The organism is Anaeromyxobacter sp. Red801, from assembly GCF_049201065.2.
Lineage (GTDB): Bacteria > Myxococcota > Myxococcia > Myxococcales > Anaeromyxobacteraceae > Anaeromyxobacter.
In genome coordinates this window covers 2,367,429-2,383,261 of record NZ_CM181236.1, presented here as the reverse complement: position 1 = coordinate 2,383,261, position 15,833 = coordinate 2,367,429, and the positions used below count along the sequence as shown (strand labels likewise).

At 75.9% G+C, this 15,833-nt stretch carries 15 protein-coding genes and 1 tRNA gene; 13 read left to right on the top strand and 3 right to left on the bottom strand.

Annotated elements, in window-relative coordinates; genetic code table 11:
* Positions 1-21: 21 nt before the first annotated feature.
* The 3 genes from ACOQFB_RS10985 to ACOQFB_RS10975 all read left to right on the top strand — a co-directional run bounded on the left by ACOQFB_RS10985 (position 22) and on the right by ACOQFB_RS10975 (position 4,612).
* Positions 22-1,605 (top strand): zinc-ribbon domain-containing protein, encoded by a 1,584-nt coding sequence (locus ACOQFB_RS10985; protein ID WP_421610276.1) that lies wholly within the window; start codon positions 22-24, stop codon positions 1,603-1,605.
* Positions 1,606-1,656: 51 nt separating this feature from the next.
* A complete protein-coding gene (locus tag ACOQFB_RS10980; RefSeq protein ID WP_421610275.1) occupies positions 1,657-2,865 on the top strand; it encodes a glycosyltransferase family 2 protein in 1,209 nt (402 codons plus the stop codon).
* 145 nt (positions 2,866-3,010) lie between these two features.
* Complete coding sequence (locus ACOQFB_RS10975; RefSeq protein WP_421610274.1) at positions 3,011-4,612, top strand: amidohydrolase; 1,602 nt, start codon at positions 3,011-3,013, stop codon at positions 4,610-4,612.
* Here the strand turns inward: ACOQFB_RS10975 and ACOQFB_RS10970 are convergent.
* Positions 4,594-5,259, bottom strand: a complete 666-nt coding sequence (locus ACOQFB_RS10970) for a C40 family peptidase (RefSeq protein ID WP_421610273.1) — start codon at positions 5,257-5,259, stop codon at positions 4,594-4,596. The genes ACOQFB_RS10975 and ACOQFB_RS10970 overlap by 19 nt on opposite strands.
* Before the next feature lie 137 nt (positions 5,260-5,396).
* On the opposite strand from ACOQFB_RS10970, the gene ACOQFB_RS10965 reads away from it, so the two are divergent.
* From ACOQFB_RS10965 to ACOQFB_RS10925, 9 genes are all read left to right on the top strand, one after another.
* Positions 5,397-7,577 carry an ATP-dependent helicase gene (locus ACOQFB_RS10965; RefSeq protein ID WP_421610272.1) on the top strand — a complete coding sequence of 727 codons (2,181 nt, stop codon included), beginning with the start codon at positions 5,397-5,399 and terminating at the stop codon, positions 7,575-7,577.
* A 63-nt stretch (positions 7,578-7,640) separates the two neighbouring features.
* Entirely contained in the window at positions 7,641-9,260 is a 1,620-nt protein-coding gene (locus ACOQFB_RS10960) for an Hsp70 family protein (protein WP_059436303.1), read from the top strand.
* A 3-nt stretch (positions 9,261-9,263) separates the two neighbouring features.
* On the top strand, positions 9,264-9,674 hold the full coding sequence (locus ACOQFB_RS10955) for an SCP2 sterol-binding domain-containing protein (protein WP_059436302.1): 411 nt from the start codon (positions 9,264-9,266) through the stop codon (positions 9,672-9,674).
* Between the two features lie 10 nt (positions 9,675-9,684).
* Positions 9,685-10,020, top strand: a complete 336-nt coding sequence (locus tag ACOQFB_RS10950; protein ID WP_059436301.1) for a hypothetical protein — start codon at positions 9,685-9,687, stop codon at positions 10,018-10,020.
* Positions 10,021-10,073: 53 nt separating this feature from the next.
* Positions 10,074-10,145 (top strand) — tRNA-Val (locus tag ACOQFB_RS10945).
* 285 nt (positions 10,146-10,430) lie between these two features.
* Positions 10,431-10,553 (top strand): hypothetical protein, encoded by a 123-nt coding sequence (locus ACOQFB_RS10940; protein ID WP_272946322.1) that lies wholly within the window; start codon positions 10,431-10,433, stop codon positions 10,551-10,553.
* A 51-nt stretch (positions 10,554-10,604) separates the two neighbouring features.
* Positions 10,605-10,994 carry a hypothetical protein gene (locus ACOQFB_RS10935; RefSeq protein ID WP_421610271.1) on the top strand — a complete coding sequence of 130 codons (390 nt, stop codon included), beginning with the start codon at positions 10,605-10,607 and terminating at the stop codon, positions 10,992-10,994.
* Between the two features lie 101 nt (positions 10,995-11,095).
* On the top strand, positions 11,096-11,623 hold the full coding sequence (locus ACOQFB_RS10930) for a hypothetical protein (protein ID WP_059436299.1): 528 nt from the start codon (positions 11,096-11,098) through the stop codon (positions 11,621-11,623).
* Between the two features lie 323 nt (positions 11,624-11,946).
* Positions 11,947-12,777, top strand: a complete 831-nt coding sequence (locus ACOQFB_RS10925; RefSeq protein ID WP_059436298.1) for a hypothetical protein — start codon at positions 11,947-11,949, stop codon at positions 12,775-12,777.
* A gap of 10 nt (positions 12,778-12,787) precedes the next feature.
* On the opposite strand, the gene ACOQFB_RS10920 is transcribed toward ACOQFB_RS10925, so the two are convergent.
* Both ACOQFB_RS10920 and ACOQFB_RS10915 read right to left on the bottom strand, forming a co-directional pair.
* Positions 12,788-14,644, bottom strand: coding sequence for a sensor histidine kinase (locus tag ACOQFB_RS10920; protein ID WP_421610270.1), 1,857 nt, complete (start codon positions 14,642-14,644; stop codon positions 12,788-12,790).
* Positions 14,645-14,693: 49 nt separating this feature from the next.
* Positions 14,694-15,032 (bottom strand): hypothetical protein, encoded by a 339-nt coding sequence (locus ACOQFB_RS10915; protein ID WP_421610269.1) that lies wholly within the window; start codon positions 15,030-15,032, stop codon positions 14,694-14,696.
* A 120-nt stretch (positions 15,033-15,152) separates the two neighbouring features.
* Between ACOQFB_RS10915 and ACOQFB_RS10910 the strand changes: the two genes are divergently transcribed.
* Positions 15,153-15,827 carry an HAD family hydrolase gene (locus tag ACOQFB_RS10910; RefSeq protein ID WP_421610268.1) on the top strand — a complete coding sequence of 225 codons (675 nt, stop codon included), beginning with the start codon at positions 15,153-15,155 and terminating at the stop codon, positions 15,825-15,827.
* The last annotated feature ends 6 nt before the right edge of the window (positions 15,828-15,833 follow it).

Below are 15,833 nucleotides of genomic sequence, written 5' to 3'. Positions count from 1 at the left end.
ACCCGGGGGCGGAGGAACGTTTTGCTCATCCGATGTGAACGCTGCTCGACGCTCTACGAGCTCGACGAGGCGCTGCTCGCGCCCGAGGGCTCCGCGGTCCAGTGCACGCGCTGCCAGCACGTGTTCACCGCGCGTCCACCGGAGGCCGCCCGCCCGGCCGCCAGCCCCGCCCCGCCTCCCGAGCCGCCGGCCATGACGCCGCCGCCGGCGCCGCCCGCGCCGGAGCCCGAGGCGGAGCCGGAGCCGCCGCGCGCCGCGCCCCGCGCGTACGCGCCCGAGCCCCCCCGCGCGGTGCGGTCCGGGCCCACGGTGTACAAGCCGCAGCCCACGCAGGCGGCGGTGACGCGGGCGCCGGTCCTGCGCAAGGACACCGTCGGCACCTTCGAGGCCCGGCTGCGGTGGAGCGCCCGGCGCAAGTGGCTCATCCCGCTGGTCGTCGCGGCCGTGGCGGTCGTGGTCGCGGCGGGCTGGCTGCTGCTGTCGCGCCGCCACGCGCCGGAGGCCGGCCGGCTCCGCGCCGAGGGGCTCGCGCTCATGGCGCTGGACGACGCCACCAGCCTGGACCAGGCGCGCGCCCGCTTCGAGGAGGCGCTGCGCCTCGCGCCGCGCGATCGCGTGCCCGAGGCGGACCTCGCCGCGGCGGAGATCCTGCGCGCCGCCGAGCTCGGCGAGGGCGCCTCCGCGCTGCAGCTGCGCGCGGCCGCCCGCGCCGCCGAGCGGGATCGCCTCCGGACCGAGCAGCAGCCCGGCTGGGAGACCGCCGAGCAGGCAGCCGGCGCCGAGGCGGACGGCCTCGCCGCCGACGCCCGCGCGCAGGCCGAGCGGGCGCGCACGCTCGCCGCCGGGGCGGCGGAGACGCTCGGGCGGCTGCAGGCCGCGCACGCGGCGCCGGCGGAGGTGGCCCGGTCCCAGGCGCTGCTCGCGGCCTGGTCCGGCGATCGCGCCGCGCTCGAGCGCGCCGCGGCCGAGGCGCGGAAGCGGCTCCCCGGCGATCCCTGGGTCGCGCTGGCGGAGGCGGCGCTCGACGCCAGGGCGCACGATCGCGGCGCGCAGGAGCGGGCGGCGGCCGCGCTCTCGGCGCTGCTCGCGCGCAACCCGGAGATCCTGCGGGCCCGGCTCCTGCTCGCGCGCACGCAGGGCGCGCTCGGGCGTCGCCAGGAGGCGATCGGCACGCTCGACGGCCTGCTCGCCGCGAACCCACGCCACGAGGGCGCGCTCACGCTCCGCGCGAAGCTCGCCGCCGCGGCCGTGCCCGAGCCGGCCACCCCGTCCGGCTTCCTCCCGCTGCCTGCGCCCGGGCGGGCCGGCGCGGCGGGCGGGCAGGGGGCGCCCGCGGCTGGGAACGGCGGGCCCGCGCCGCGGAACGGCGTTGCCCAGCGCCCGGCCGGCTCCGCGCCCGCGCCGGCGGCCGCGCCGTCCGCGCCCGCCGCCCCCAGGCCCTCGGCGGCGCCCGCGCCGGCCCCGTCCGCGCCGGCTCCCGCGGGCGCGGCGCCCTCCACGAGCCCCGCCGGCGCCCCGTCCGCGCCGCCGGCGGGTGCTCCGCCCCGCCCGCGCCCCCGGCCGGCGCCGGCGCCCGAGCCGGTGGAGTTCGGCGGGGGGCACTAGCCCCGAGCGGCATCGGAGCGCTGGCGCGCGGGTTGCTCGCCCGCTGCCGCCATGGAAGCGATCTTCTGGCTCGCGCTCGCCCTCGTCGCGTTCACCTACGCCGCGTACCCGCTCATGCTCGCCGTCTGGGACGGGGTGCGCGAGGCCCTCGCCGCCGTCCGGTTCGTCTCCGGCGGCGACGATCGCCGCGGCCGGGCCGCGGAGGCGTGGCCCACGGTGACGCTGCTGTTCTCGGCCTTCGACGAGGAGGCCTGGATCCGCCGCAAGATCGAGAACTGCCTCGCCCTCGACTACCCGCCGGACCGGCTCGAGATCGTGGTGGGCTGCGACGGGTGCACCGACCGCACCGCCCAGATCGCCCGCGAGGTGGGCGGCTCGCGGGTGAAGGTGCACGCGCTCGCGCCGCGCGGTGGCAAGGCGAGCGTCCTCTCGCGGCTGGTGCCGCAGGCCCGCGGAGACCTGGTGGTGCTCACCGACGCGAACGTGATGCTGGAGCGGGGCGCGCTCCGCGCGCTGGCGCGGCGCTTCCGCGAGCCTGGCGTGGGGGCGGTGGTGGGGCGGCTGCGGCTGTTCAACCCGACCCGCCGCGAGTTCGAGGAGAGCCTGTACTGGAAGTACGAGACCGCCATCAAGTACTACGAGGGCAAGCACGGCTGCGTGCTGGGCGCGAACGGCGGCCTCTACGCCATCCGCCGCATCCTGTTCTCGCCGCTCCCGCCCGACACCATCGTGGACGACTTCGTCATCCCGGTGCGGATCGCGGCCCGGGGGTGGGAGGTGCCGTTCGAGCCGGACGCGGTCGCGTTCGAGGAGACCACCGAGGACGCCGGGCACGAGTTCGGGCGGCGCGCGCGCATCGGCGCGGGCAACTGGCAGGCGCTGGCGCGGGTGCCGGAGCTGCTCGACCCGCGCACCGGGTTCCTGTGCTTCGCGTTCGTCTCGCACAAGCTGCTGCGGTGGTCGGCGCCGTTCCTGCTCGCCGCCGCGGCGGTCGCGAACGGGCTGCTCGCCGCCGCGCCCGGCGCGTGGGGCTACCGGGCGCTGCTGCTCGCGCAGGCCGCGTTCTACGGCCTGGCGCTGGCGGGCCGGCACGGCGCGGCCGGGCTGCGGGGCCCGGTGCGCCGGCTCGCCTCGCTGGCGCACTACTTCGTGGCCATGAACGCCGCGCTGGCGGTGGGGCTGTGGCGGTTCCTGCGCCGCAGCCAGCGCGCCGCCTGGCAGCGCACCGAGCGCGCCGGCCCGAGCGTGCCGGCCGCGTGATGCGCGTGCCCGCTCGCGCCTGACCTCCGGGACCCCGCTCGCCGCGAGCTCGTCCCGCGCATCGGCGCGCGGGCGGGGGTGACAGGCGGTGCAGGCGGCGCTACACACCGCCCTGCGCCGCCGCGCGGCGGCCGCCGGGGGCTCCATGGACGATCTGCTGGTGGTCGGCACGCTGCACACGCTCGACCCGGCGCGCCCGCGCGCCGGGGCCGCGCTGATCCGCGACGGCCGCTTCCTGTGCGTGGGCGAGCCGGCGGAGTGCGCCGCCCGCGCGGCCCCGGGGGCGCGCCGGCTCGACCTGGGCCGCGGGAGCGCCGTGCCCGGCCTGGTGGACGCGCACGGGCACGTGCTCGGCCTCGCCCGCGCGCGCCGCGAGGTCCGCTGCGAGGGGGCCGGGAGCGCCGAGGCCTGCGCGGCGCGGGTGGCCGAGCGCGCCCTCGCCACGCCGCCGGGGCGCTGGATCCGCGGCCGCGGCTGGGACCAGAACCGCTGGCCCGGGGGCGCGTTCCCGGAGGCCGGTCCGCTCTCGCGCGCGGCGCCCGGACACCCGGTGGTGCTGTTCCGCGTGGACGGGCACGCCTGCTGGGTGAACGCCGCGGCGCTCGCCGCGGCGGGCATCGGCCCGAGCACCGCGGATCCGCCGGGGGGACGGATCGTCCGCGACGCGGCCGGCCTGCCCACCGGCGTGCTGGTGGACGCGGCGATGGACCTCGTCACCGCGCGCCTGCCGCGGCCCGGCCCGGAGGAGCTGGAGGAGCTGCTGCTCGCCGGGCTCGACGAACTGGCCGCCCTCGGGCTCACCGGCGTGCACGACGCCGGCGTCGAGCCGGACGTCCTCGACGCGTACCGCCGCCTCGCCGGGGCGGGCCGGCTGCCGCTGCGCGTGTACGCCATGATCGACGGCCTGGCGCCGCGCCCGGTGCTCGAGGCCGAGCTGGAGCGCTGGCGGGGGACGCCGGAGCTGGGCGGCCGGCTCGAGGTGCGGGCGGTGAAGCTGTTCGCCGACGGCGCCCTGGGCAGCCGCGGCGCGGCGCTGCTCGAGGACTACGCCGACGACCCGGGGAACCGCGGGCTCCTGCTCACCGCGCCGGACGAGCTCCGGGCGCGGCTCGAGGCGGTGGTCCGGGCCGGGATGCAGCCGGCCGTCCACGCCATCGGCGACCGGGCCGTGCGCGAGGTGCTCCGGGCGTTCCGGGACGCCGGCCCCGCGCTGCGCCCGCTCCGCCCGCGCGTCGAGCACCTCCAGATCCTCCAGCCCGCGGACCTGCCGCTCCTCGCCGAGACCGGCGCGGTCGCCTCGATGCAGCCGGTCCACGCCACGAGCGACGCCGCCTGGGTGCCCGCGCGGCTGGGGGAGGGGACCGAGCGGCTGCGCGGCGCCTACGCCTGGCGCAGCGCCGCCGCGGCCGGGGCGGTGCTGGCGTTCGGCTCGGACTTCCCCATCGAGTCGCCCGACCCGCGCGCCGGGCTGTGCGCGGCGGAGGCGCGACGGGGGCCGGACGGCGCGCCGTTCCAGCCCCAGGAGGCGGTCTCGCGCGAGGCGGCGCTCCGGGCATTCACCACCGGTGCGGCCTGGGCCGCGTTTGCGGAAGGGCGCCACGGGATGATCCGCGAGGGGATGGACGCGGACCTCACCGCGTTCGCCGACGACGTGCTCGGCGTGCCGGTGGAGGCGCTCCCGGGGATCCGCCTCGCCGCCACGGTGGTCGGCGGACGGGTGGTCGCCGGTCAGAGCAGCCTGGCGTAGCCCACCAGCAGCCGTCCGGCGGGGAGGCGGCCGCCGCCGACCACCAGCAGGTCGTTCACGGTGCGGCCGTCGTCGCCCTTGAGCTTCCAGGCCTTGCCGAGGTTCACGCGGATCCGGGCCACGCCGTGCTCGGTGAGGTGGAGCACCACGGCGGTGCCGTCCTTGCCCGCCGACTCGACCAGGCCCACGTGCTCGACCGGCCCGCCGGGCCGATCGGCCAGGAACGCCAGGTCGCCGGCGGCGGGGGCCCAGCGCCTCGCGACGCCGTGGTCGCGGGCCAGCGCGTGGAGGGCCCGCGGGTCGGCGTCCGGCGGGAGCGGGGCGCCGGCCCGGTCGTAGGCGGCGCGGACCAGCGCGGCGCAGCCGTCGCCGAACCGGGCCCCGTCGACGACGATCTCGCGGGCGCCCACCAGCCGCGCCGCGGTCGCGACCGCGCGCTCCACCGCGAGGGCGCGCGGCAGCGGGCGGGGCACGGCGCGCGCGCGGACGGGGGCGACACCTCGAGCCGGGCCGGCATCCGGTTCGCGGATGCCGGCCCGGCCCTGGGCGGGCGGGGGCAGGGGGTTGTCGCGGGCGGCGCGCATCGGGCCCGCGCAGGCGGCCAGCAGGCCGGCCAGCGCGACGGGCAGCGTGCGCAGCGGCGACATCGGGGTGGGATGCTAAGCGGCGAGGTGCGCCCCTCCAACTTTTCGGCCACAATTCACGTATCGTGAAGCACCGCCGCCGCCGGGGCCGCCGGTTTGACCCGGCCGATATCGCCTGCTAGCTTGGCTGCCCTGAACGCATGTCCCGGCATTACCAGCTCAAGGCGGCCTCCCCGCCCGCCCGCGCGCTCAACTACCAGGGGCTCCTGAACGACCAGCAGATCGCCGTCGTCGAGGCGGGCGACGGGCCGATCCTGGTGATCGCCGGCGCGGGCTCCGGCAAGACGCGCACGCTCACCTGGCGCGTGGCGCGGCTGGTCGCGGACGGCGTCGCGCCGGAGGGCATCCTCCTCCTCACCTTCACCAACAAGGCGGCCCGCGAGATGCTCCGCCGCGTGGAGGAGGTCTGCCGGGTGGACACGCGCCGCATCGCCGGCGGCACGTTCCACCACGTCGCGCACGAGGTGCTGCGCGAGCACGCCGCGGAGCTGGGCTACCAGCGCGGCTACTCCATCCTCGACCGCGAGGACTCGCGCGACGTGATGACCGCGGCCATCGCCGAGTGCGGGCTGGCGGTGGGCGCGCGCCGCTTCCCGAAGGCCGACGTCCTCATCGACCTCGTCTCGATGGCGGTGAACACGCAGACCCCGCTCGCCGACGTGCTCGCCGACCGCCGCCCGCAGTTCGTCCCGCTCACCGACGACGTGCTGCGGGTGGCCCGCCGCTACGCGGAGCGCAAGCACGCGCTCAACGCGATGGACTTCGACGACCTGCTGCTCAACTGGAAGATCCTGCTCGCCGAGCGCGAGCACGTCCGCCGCGCGCTGGCCGCGCGCTACCGGTACGTGCTGGTGGACGAGTACCAGGACACGAACCGCCTGCAGGGCGACGTGGTGGACCTCATCGCCGCCGAGCACCGGAACCTGTGCGTGGTGGGCGACGACGCGCAGAGCATCTACTCGTTCCGCGGGGCCCACTTCGCGAACATCCTCGAGTTCGAGAAGCGCTACCCGGACGCGCGGCGCTTCGACCTGACGGTCAACTACCGCTCCACCCCGCAGATCCTCTCGCTCGCGAACGCGTCGATCGCCGCGAACGTCCGGCAGTTCGAGAAGGAGCTGTCGAGCGTCCGGCGCGACGGGACCCTGCCGGCGGTGGTGCCCTGCCGCGACGTGCAGCAGCAGGCGGCGTTCGTGGCGCAGCGGGTGCTCGAGCTGCGCGACGAGGGCATCCCGCTCCCGGAGATCGCGGTGCTGTACCGCGCGCACCACCACTCGATGGAGATCCAGTTCGAGCTGGCGCGGCGCGGGATCCCGTTCGTCGTCCGCAGCGGCGTCCGCTTCTTCGAGGCCGCGCACGTGAAGGACGTGCTCGCGCACCTGCGCTTCGCGCGAAACCCGGGCGACGAGCTGGCGCTGAAGCGCTGCCTCAAGATCACCCCCGGCGTCGGTACCGCCACCGCCGACGCGGTGTGGAGCGCGTTCGCGCTGCGGCGCAGCCGCGGGCGCGGCACCGTGGACGAGCTGCTCGCGCCGGACGTCGCCTCGCACGTGCCGGCCAAGGGGCGCGCCGGCTACACCCGGCTCGCCCAGCTCCTGCGCGCGCTGGCGCGGCCGCCCACCTCCGACCTGCCCGGCGAGGCCATCGAGAAGGTGCTGGACGGCGGCTACGAGGAGTACCTGCGGGCCGAGTTCCTGAACGCCGACCAGCGCGTCGAGGACGTGCAGCAGCTCGCGCAGTACGCGCGCGGCTACGAGGACACCGAGGCGTTCCTCTCCGAGATCGCGCTGCTCACCGAGATCTCGGCCGAGACCGTCTCGGAGGGCGGCGAGCCGGACGAGAAGATGATCCTCTCGTCGGTGCACCAGGCGAAGGGCCTCGAGTGGCGGGCGGTGTTCGTGGTGTGGCTCGCCGACGGCCGCTTCCCCTCGGCGCAGGCGCTGAAGGACCTCGACGGCGAGGAGGAGGAGCGGCGGCTGTTCTACGTCGCGAGCACCCGCGCCAAGGACGAGCTGTACCTGACCTACCCGGTGGTCGCCGCGCCGCGGGACCGCGAGCGCGTGGTGATGAAGGCGTCGCGCTTCCTCGAGGAGCTGCCCGCCGAGCCGGAGCTGTTCGAGCGGTGGCAGCTCGACGATCCCGGCCTCCCGGCGGCCCTGGGCGCGGCGCCCCCGCCCGCGACCGGGCTCCCGCCGCGCGATCCGAGCGTCGTCCCGGCGCTGTTCGGCGAGCCGGCGCCGCGGCGCGGGCCCGTCCCGGCCGACGCGGCGGTGGAGCCGGGCGGCGGGGACCCGGACGGCGGCGACGACGTTCCGTTCTAGCGGCGCCGGCGCCCCGCGCCCCGGGTTCGGGTGCCGCCGGTTCCTGTGCTAGGTTTCGGGGCCATGGCAGGCGCGCGGGAAAAGCCCATCATCGGCATCGACCTCGGCACGACCAACGCGTGCGTCGCGTACGTGCGGAACCGCATCCCCAAGGTCGTCCCGACCGACCGCGGCAACCTGATCCTGCCGACGGTGGTGGCGCTGAGCGACAAGGGCGACGTGCTGGTGGGCGGGGTGGCGAAGGACCAGCTCGTCACCAACCCCAAGAACACCATCTACGGCGCGAAGCGGCTCATCGGCCGCAAGTGGAACTCCAAGGTCGTGCAGGAGCTGCGCAACTACTACTCGTACGACATCGTAGAGGGGCCGAGCGGCGAGGCGGCGGTGCTGCTCGGCGGGCAGGTCCACACGCTCCCGCAGATCAGCGCGCTCGTGCTCGCGCACATCCGCACCATCGCGGAGGCGTTCCTGCAGAAGGAGCTGGCCGGGGCCATCATCTCGGTGCCGGCCTACTACTCCGACGCGCAGCGCCAGGCGGTGCGCGAGGCGGGGCGCATCGCCGGGTTCGAGGTGAAGCGCATCGTCAACGAGCCCACCGCGGCCGCGCTCGCGTACGGCTTCTCGCGCGGGCTCGACCAGAAGGTGCTGGTCTACGACCTGGGCGGCGGCACGTTCGACGTCTCGGTGCTCCAGCTCTCCGGCAACGTGTTCGAGGTGCTGGCCACCGGCGGCGACACGTTCCTGGGCGGCGTGGACTTCGACAACCGGATCATCGACTACGTGCTCGAGGACTTCTGGCGCCAGCACAAGATCGACCTGGCGCAGTCGCCCATCGCCATGCAGCGGGTGAAGAAGGGCGCGGAGTCCGCCAAGATCGACCTGTCCCTCATCCCCAACGTCGTCATCGACCTGCCGTTCATCGAGGAGCGCAAGGGGCGGCCGCTCGACGTGCGCATGCCGCTCTCGCGCCAGCAGCTCAACGAGCTGACGCTCGACCTGGTCGAGCGCACCTTCGAGATCTGCGACCAGGTGATGGAGGAGAAGGGCCTGCGCCCGCAGGACATCGACGAGATCATCCTGGTGGGCGGCCAGAGCCGCATGCCGCTCGTGCAGCAGAAGATCCAGGAGCACTTCGGCAAGCCGCCGCGCAAGGGCGTCCACCCCGACGAGTGCGTGGCGCTCGGCGCGGCGCTGCTCGGCGACTCGATCGACCAGATCGATTCGGTGACGCTGGTGGACGTGCTCTCGATGCCGATCGGCATCGCCACCCCCACCGGCCACTTCCGCAAGGTGCTGGAGAAGAACACGCCCATCCCGGCGAGCAAGAGCTTCCGCCTCCCGCCGCCGCGCGAGCCCGGGCAGCCCATCGAGATCGACATCTACCAGGGCGACTCCGACTTCCTGGTGGACCAGGAGTTCCTGGGCTCCATCCGCCTCCCGGCCGCGGCCACCGGCCGGCGCATCGACTTCAAGCTCGACGAGGAGTGCCTGCTCAAGGTGAGCTTCGACGATCCGGTGAAGGGCATGACCGAGATCGGCCTCGCGACGCGCGACACCCCCGAGGCCATGAAGCGCGCGCTGGCCGAGGAGGCGCGGCGGCGCCAGGCGGCCGGCGAGCAGGCCGCGGCGGCGGCGGGCGAGGAGCGGCGCGGCGGGCTGTTCGGCTGGCTCAAGCGAGGCTAGGGGATGCGGTTCGGCTCGCGCGACTGGATCGACGCGCTGGTGGCGGCGCTCAACGCGCAGCCCGGGCTCGCCCCGGCCCTGCGCGGCCTGGGCGAGACCGCCGCGCTGGTGGTGGAGGCCGACCCGCCCGCCTGGCCGCGGACGGTGGCCGCCTGGGCGGAGCAGCGCGGCGGGCGCATCGCGCGCTGGCGGCTGCTCGCCGACGAGGACGAGATCCTCGAGCTCGAGCCGGATTACGTGATCCGCGCGACGTACGGGACCGTGAAGGCGATCCTGCGCGGCGCGGACGCGGTGCAGGCGGCGCTGTCCGGCCGGGTGAAGGTCGAGGGGGACCTCGAGGCGCTCATCCGCCGCGCGCAGCACCGCGGCGTGGTGGACGCGGCGCTGGCGGCGGTGGAGACCGAGCTACCGTAGGGGAGGGCGCATGGGACGCGAAGGGAAGGGCATCGCCGGCTCGCTCCTCGACGCCGGGACGAAGCTGGTGGCGCGGGCGGCGGAGACGGTCATCAAGGACCCGCGCGGCCAGGAGGCGGTGGCGCGCGCGGTGGGCCTCGCCCAGCGCGGCCGCAAGCAGGTCGAGGCGCTCCAGGAGCGCGTCATGGCCGCCGCGGGGATCCCCGGCCGCCAGGACTACCAGGACCTGGCGAAGCAGCTCGCCCGCATCAAGCGCAAGGCCCGCGAGCTCTCCGAGAAGCTCCAGGAGACCGGCCGCGGCGGCGGCGGCGAGCCCCCCGATCCCCCCGGCGGCGGCTCGCGCTGAACCCGTTGACACACCCGGGGACCGACGGCATACTTCGCCGCCTCGTTGCACCAGGGCGCTTGGCTCAGCGGTAGAGCACTGCCTTCACACGGCAGGGGTCGCAGGTTCGAACCCTGCAGCGCCCACTCCGAAACGGGCCGGAACTCCGGGAGAAATCCCCCGAGGTCCGGCCCGTTTCCCTTTGGTGCGCCGCGGCGTCGCCCGTTCCTCCCGAGCGTGTTGTGCATCACTGTGAGCGAAAGCCCGCGCGCCGGGCCGGTCGTCGTCGCCCCGAAGGTCGGCGAGCGCGTCGTGCAGCGGCTCCAGCGCGAGGGCATCCAGCTGTAGCCGTCCGGCGCCGCCCGCTCACGTCCCCGGCGCGCGCGGGCCGCGGCGCCGGCCGCGGACCCCGGCCGTGCTAACCTCCCCGCGTGCCCTCCGCCCGGAAGATCCTGCTCGCCGCCATGCTCTTCGCCCTCGGGTACCTGACCATGCAGGCCACGCGCTGCGACTCGAGGCCGTCGGGCACGCCCACGGCGCCCGCCGCGCGCTAGCCTTTCCCGGCGCCGCCCGGTTCGCGCTACGCTTCGCCCCGGGGGTGGGCCATGACGCGCTCCGGGGCGCGTGCGGCCGGGGCGGCGGCGCTGCTCGCGCTGCTCCTGCCCGCGTGCGACGACGACGAGGCGGTGAGCGGCGGCTGCCGCGGCGGCACCTGCGGCTTCGTCGATCACCTCTACTTCTCCACCTACGTCTGCGGCGGCTGGGGCGTCGGCTACTCGTGGCGTAGCCTCGACCACTGCGTGCGCCAGTGCGAGGTCGCCGCGGCCTGGGGGTGCGCCGCCGGAGCCTGTGCCGGCGAGTGCCCGGTGGACCACGGCACCGGGGCGTGGCTGACCTGCACCCCGGACAACCGCGAGGCGCGCGTCGTGGGCTCCGGCTGCTTCCTGCCCACCAGCGGGATGGACGGCGAGACCGTCCCCTGCGACTGCCGGTGACGGCCAGGGGAACGTTGGCGCACACCGGCGTAGCTTCGCCGACCTCGGCGCCGCCCCGCGCGCGGGCTCGGCCCCGCGGGGAAGCACGCTACACTGTCGGGATGAACCGGACCCTCGCCGCCGCCGCCGTGCTCGCCCTCGCTGCCTGCGGTCGTCTCGACCAGGTGGACATCACCCGCTCCGCGTCGGTGAACGTGCCGGGGGTCCCCGGCGCGCCCGCCGGCTCGATCCCGTCGATCCAGGCGCTCGACATCGGCGGCGGCGATCAGCTCCGCGCCGAGGGCATCGACCCGGGCGACGTGGACTCGGCCAAGCTCCGCCGGCTCAGCCTCGAGGTGACGGCCGGCGACAGCCTGGAGACCTGGGTGGACTCGGTCTCCCTCTACGTCGAGACGGCCGGCCAGCCGCGGATCCTGCTCGCCTCGAAGTCCGGGATCTCGGCGCTGCCCGCGGGCACCACCCACGTGGACCTCGACGTGAACGCGGGCGTGGACCTGAAGCCGTACCTGACCGCGGCGTCCTCGCCGGTCACGGTCGAGGCGACCGGCAGCGCGCCGGACGTGAACACCACGGTGAAGGTCACGGCGACCATCCGGGTGGACGTCAACGTGAGCGGGCTCCTGAACTGAGAGCACGTGAACCAATCCCCTCCCGTCGCCGCGGCGGCCGATCCGCGTCGCATCGCGTCGTTGCTCCTCCCTCACATGCCTCGGGGCATGCTCGGTCGTCGCGCCTCGCGCTGCTCGCGTCTCGACCGCCTGGCTCGGTCCGGGGATTGATTCACGCGCTCTGAGCGCAGCGACCGAGTCTCGCGCGGGGCAGGCCGCCCCATCCCGCGACGGCTTCTCGCGCGCCTCCCCGGACTCGTGCGAAGATGCCGCCTCATGACCGGATCACCCGCGACCGTTCCACCGGCGACACCGGCCCCGGCGCGCCAGCAGGAGGCGCTCCGGTGAAGCTGGGGTGGCTCGGCGCGCTCCCGCTCCTGGCGCTCGCGGTCCACGTGGCCGTGGTCGCGGCGCTCGGGCCGACGGACGAGGTCTGGTGGTCCCTGCAGGTGGCGTGGCAGGTGCTCGGCGCCGCGGGTTGCCTGGCGGCGGCCCGCGCGTTCCGCCCCGGCGACCTGCTCTGGAAAGCCTGGGCGTGCACCGGCGGGTCGCTGGCGCTCCCCACGCTGGTGCGGCTGCTGAACGGCCCGGCGCGGAGCTGGGATCTCCTGCCGGCGCTGTCGGATCCGTGGGTCCGCCTCGGAACCCTGGTCGCCATCAACGCGTTCTCGGTGACCGGCGCGATCCTGTTCCTGGCCGCCTTCCGGCGCACCGCGACGGGGCTCGGCCTGACCGACCGCCGCAGCGTCCGCACCACCGCCGCGACGGTGATCGGCGCCCTGGTGATCGGGGTCCCGGTGCTCGCGCTCGACCTGCGCGACGCGCTGGGCGGCGGCCTCTCCTCGGACGCCCTGGCGGCCGCGGTGTCGGTGACCGGCGACATGATCTGCTTCTCCGCGGTGGGGCCGCTCGCGCTGGTGGCGCGCGGCCTCGTCGGCGGGGCGCTGCAGCGCACCTGGACGCTGCTCGCGGTCTACAACCTCGGGTGGCTCTTCTACGACCTCACCACCACCAGCGCGCGCGTCACCGGCCACGTGGACGGCGGGACGCTCGTGGCGGAGGCGGTGCTGTGCGTCGCCTGCGTGGTGGTCGGCTCGGCCGGCTTCGCGCAGCGGGTCGCGCTGCGCGACGTGTCCCGCCGGGCCGCGGAGCGCGCCTCCTCCCTCGCCGCCTGAGGGAGGTCCCTCAGGCCGGCGCGCCGCCGTCCGGCGGCCTCCGGGGCAGCCGCACCGTGAACGTGGTGCCGTCCTCCTCGTCGGAGCGCACCTCCACGCGGCCGCCGTGCGCGTCGGCGATGCGGTCCACGATGAACAGCCCGAGGCCGACGCTCCGACCGGTCGGATCCGGCGCCGCCCGCCCGCCCGGCTCGAAGAGCGTCGGGATGATCTCGGCGGGGATGGGGACGCCGAGGTTGTGCACCGACAGCCACACCTCGCCGTCCTCGGCCGCGACGCGGACCGTGACCGGCGTGCCGCGCGCGCCGTACTTGAGCGCGTTCGTCACCAGGTTCCCGATCACCTGCGCGATGCGGTCGGGATCCCAGTGACCGTGCGTGTCGCCCGAGGCCTCCACCGAGATCGGGCGATCGGGGTACGACGGCTCGAGCTCGTCCACCACCTGCTGCGCGACCTGGCGGAGCTGCGTCGGGCGGGGCTGGATCGGGATCCCGGCGCCGAGCCGCGCGCGGGTCAGGTCGAGCAGGTCGCGGATGAGCCGGGCGGCGCGCTCCGCCGCGGAGCGGATGCGCGCGATGGAGGCGACGTTCCGGTCGGAGAGGTCCTCGCGCGCGAGCAGGGAGGACGTGCCCAGCAGGATCGCGTTCAGCGGGTTGCGCAGGTCGTGCGAGACGATCCCGATGAGCTGCTGCTCGAAGTCCCGGGCCTGGCGGAGCCGCTGCTCGTCGCGCATGCGGCGGGTGGCGTCGCGGAAGAACACGGCCACGCCGCCGTCGGTCACCGGGTAGGCCGCGACCGCGTTCCACATGTCGAGCGGCTCGAAGTACGCCTCGAACTCGCGCGGCTCGCGCTCGTTCATGACCCGGTGGTACTCGATCCAGTAGGGCGAGTCGGGCCGCGCCAGCTCCGGCCAGACCTCCCAGAGCACCCGTCCCAGCGTGGTCTCGCGGCTCCGCCGCGAGAGCCGCTCCTGGTTCCGGTTCACCCGGACGATCCGCCAGGCGCGGTCCAGCTCCAGGAAGGCGTCGCCCAGCTCGAGCAGCTCGTCGGCGTGGCGCAGGCGCTCCAGCGCGCTCTGCGCGTCGGTGACGTCGAGCCCGATGGAGACGATGGCGGGGTCCTCGGGCGCGAGCGCGCCGGCGAGCGCGAACGTCACGGTGTGGAACGTCCGCAGGCCGCGCGGGGTGTCGAGCGTCTCGCGCAGCTCGACGGTCGTGCCGCGCTCCGCGCGCGCGTCGGCGCCCGTCAGGCGGCGGGCCACGGCCGGCGGGAGGACGTCCTCGAACCGCCGGCCCAGCAGCTCGCCCTGGGGCACCCCGAGCACCTCGGCCGCGAAGCGGTTCACGAACAGGAAGCGGCCGTCCCGGCCGCGCAGCACCAGCGCGGCGGGCGCGTGGTCGGCGACCGCCCGCAGCCGGGCGTCGGCGCGCCGGGAGGCGACCTCGCGCGCCTGGACGAACCGGCGCACCCCCTCGGCGATGGCCGCGTTGATCGCGGTCTCGAGCACGCGCAGGTCGGGAGTCGACGGCCTGAGACGCTGCTCCTCGGCCAGCTCCAGGATCAGATCGCCGAGGATGCCGTACTCCCAGACGAGCTGGACGACGTCCACCGGCATGCCCGCGCGCTGCTCGCCGTGCACCGTCGCCACCGCCGCCACCCGCGGCGGCTCGGCCGGCGCACGCGGCGCCGGTCCGTTGCGCAGCGCGTCCACCAGGGCGTCCAGCAGCGCGGGGAAGGAGTCGAGCAGCTGCGGGTCGGGCATGCGCGACTCGCGCAGCTCCCTGCGCGCGCGCTCCACGAACCGGCGCGAGAGCTCCTCGCGGCGCGCTTCGATCAGGTCGGCCAGCGTCGAGGGTGTGGGCGGCACGGTCCGCTGGAGGATGCGGCAGCCGGGGACGCGCGGCAGCGCCGCCGCCTCAGGCGGGCACCCCGGCCCCCTCCGGAGAGCGCAGCCCGAGCGGGAAGCCGTCGAGCTCGCCGGTCGCGCCGTCGCCGACCGGCTCCACGGCCGCGTGCTCGCCCGCGTCGAGGTCCAGGCCGAACGCCGCGAGCAGCCGCGCCTGCTCGCGCGTGGCCGCCCGGAAGCGCACCTGCTTCTCGCGCCGGTGCTCGCGCACCCAGCCCGCGAGGACGCAGGCCGCGAACTCGCACGCCTCCTCGGCGTGGGCGAGGTCGATCACGAACGCGTCCGCGGCGGACTCGTCCATCTGGACCCGGAGCGCCCACGCGGAGGCGCCGTCGAACGCGCCGTACACCGTGAGCACCTCCGCCGCCCCGTCCGATCGCCGTACGATCGCCGCTCCCGTCATCGCGCACCCGTCATCTCGCACGAAGCTAGGCACGATCGTCGCGAAGGGGCGGGATTTTTCATTATGATGGCGGACGTGCCAGAACACCGCCGGATGGCGATCCTGTTCGATCTGGACGGGACGCTGGTAGACACCGTTCCGTTCATCCTCGCCTCCGTGCGCCATGCCTTCGACGGGTACGGGTGCTGCCCGACCGACGCCGAGTGGATCGCCGGGATCGGGACGCCGCTCCGCGCCCAGCTCGCCTCGTTCGCCCGCAGCCCCGCCGACGTCGAGCCCTTGCTCGCGCGCTACCGGACGTTCTGGATCGCGGAGCACGATCGCTGGACCCGTTGCTTCCCCTCGGCGCGCGAGACGGTGCTGACGCTCGCCGCGCGCGGCCATCCCCTCGGCGTGGTGACGGCGAAGACCGAGGAGGGCGCCTACCGCACGCTCCGCCACGTGGGGCTGCTCGAGCGGATGGGGGCGGTGATCGGGGCCGACAGCTGCGCCCGCTCGAAGCCCGATCCGGAGCCGGTGCGGCTGGCGCTGTCGCGGCTCGGGGCGGAAGCGGGCGCCGCCGTGATGGTGGGCGACTCGCCGCACGACCTCGCGGCCGGCCGCGCGGCGGGGGTGCGGACGATCGCCGCGCTGTGGGGCGCCTGCACCCCCGAGGTGCTCCGCGCCGCCTCCCCGGATCACCTCCTCGAGGACATCGCGGCCCTCCCGGCGCTGCTCGAGGCCATCACCCAGGGTTCATGACGCGGC

What these genes read in the sequence shown, in the direction of transcription:
- ACOQFB_RS10960 (WP_059436303.1), top strand. Translation starts at nt 7,641, where the DNA reads ATGGCAGGCGCGCGGGAAAAGCCCATCATCGGCATCGACCTCGGCACG.
- ACOQFB_RS10970 (WP_421610273.1), bottom strand. Translation starts at nt 5,259, where the DNA reads ATGTCGCCGCTGCGCACGCTGCCCGTCGCGCTGGCCGGCCTGCTGGCC.
- ACOQFB_RS10975 (WP_421610274.1), top strand. Translation starts at nt 3,011, where the DNA reads ATGGACGATCTGCTGGTGGTCGGCACGCTGCACACGCTCGACCCGGCG.
- ACOQFB_RS10980 (WP_421610275.1), top strand. Translation starts at nt 1,657, where the DNA reads ATGGAAGCGATCTTCTGGCTCGCGCTCGCCCTCGTCGCGTTCACCTAC.
- ACOQFB_RS10910 (WP_421610268.1), top strand. Translation starts at nt 15,153, where the DNA reads ATGGCGGACGTGCCAGAACACCGCCGGATGGCGATCCTGTTCGATCTG.
- ACOQFB_RS10950 (WP_059436301.1), top strand. Translation starts at nt 9,685, where the DNA reads ATGGGACGCGAAGGGAAGGGCATCGCCGGCTCGCTCCTCGACGCCGGG.
- ACOQFB_RS10965 (WP_421610272.1), top strand. Translation starts at nt 5,397, where the DNA reads ATGTCCCGGCATTACCAGCTCAAGGCGGCCTCCCCGCCCGCCCGCGCG.
- ACOQFB_RS10955 (WP_059436302.1), top strand. Translation starts at nt 9,264, where the DNA reads ATGCGGTTCGGCTCGCGCGACTGGATCGACGCGCTGGTGGCGGCGCTC.
- ACOQFB_RS10930 (WP_059436299.1), top strand. Translation starts at nt 11,096, where the DNA reads ATGAACCGGACCCTCGCCGCCGCCGCCGTGCTCGCCCTCGCTGCCTGC.
- ACOQFB_RS10935 (WP_421610271.1), top strand. Translation starts at nt 10,605, where the DNA reads ATGACGCGCTCCGGGGCGCGTGCGGCCGGGGCGGCGGCGCTGCTCGCG.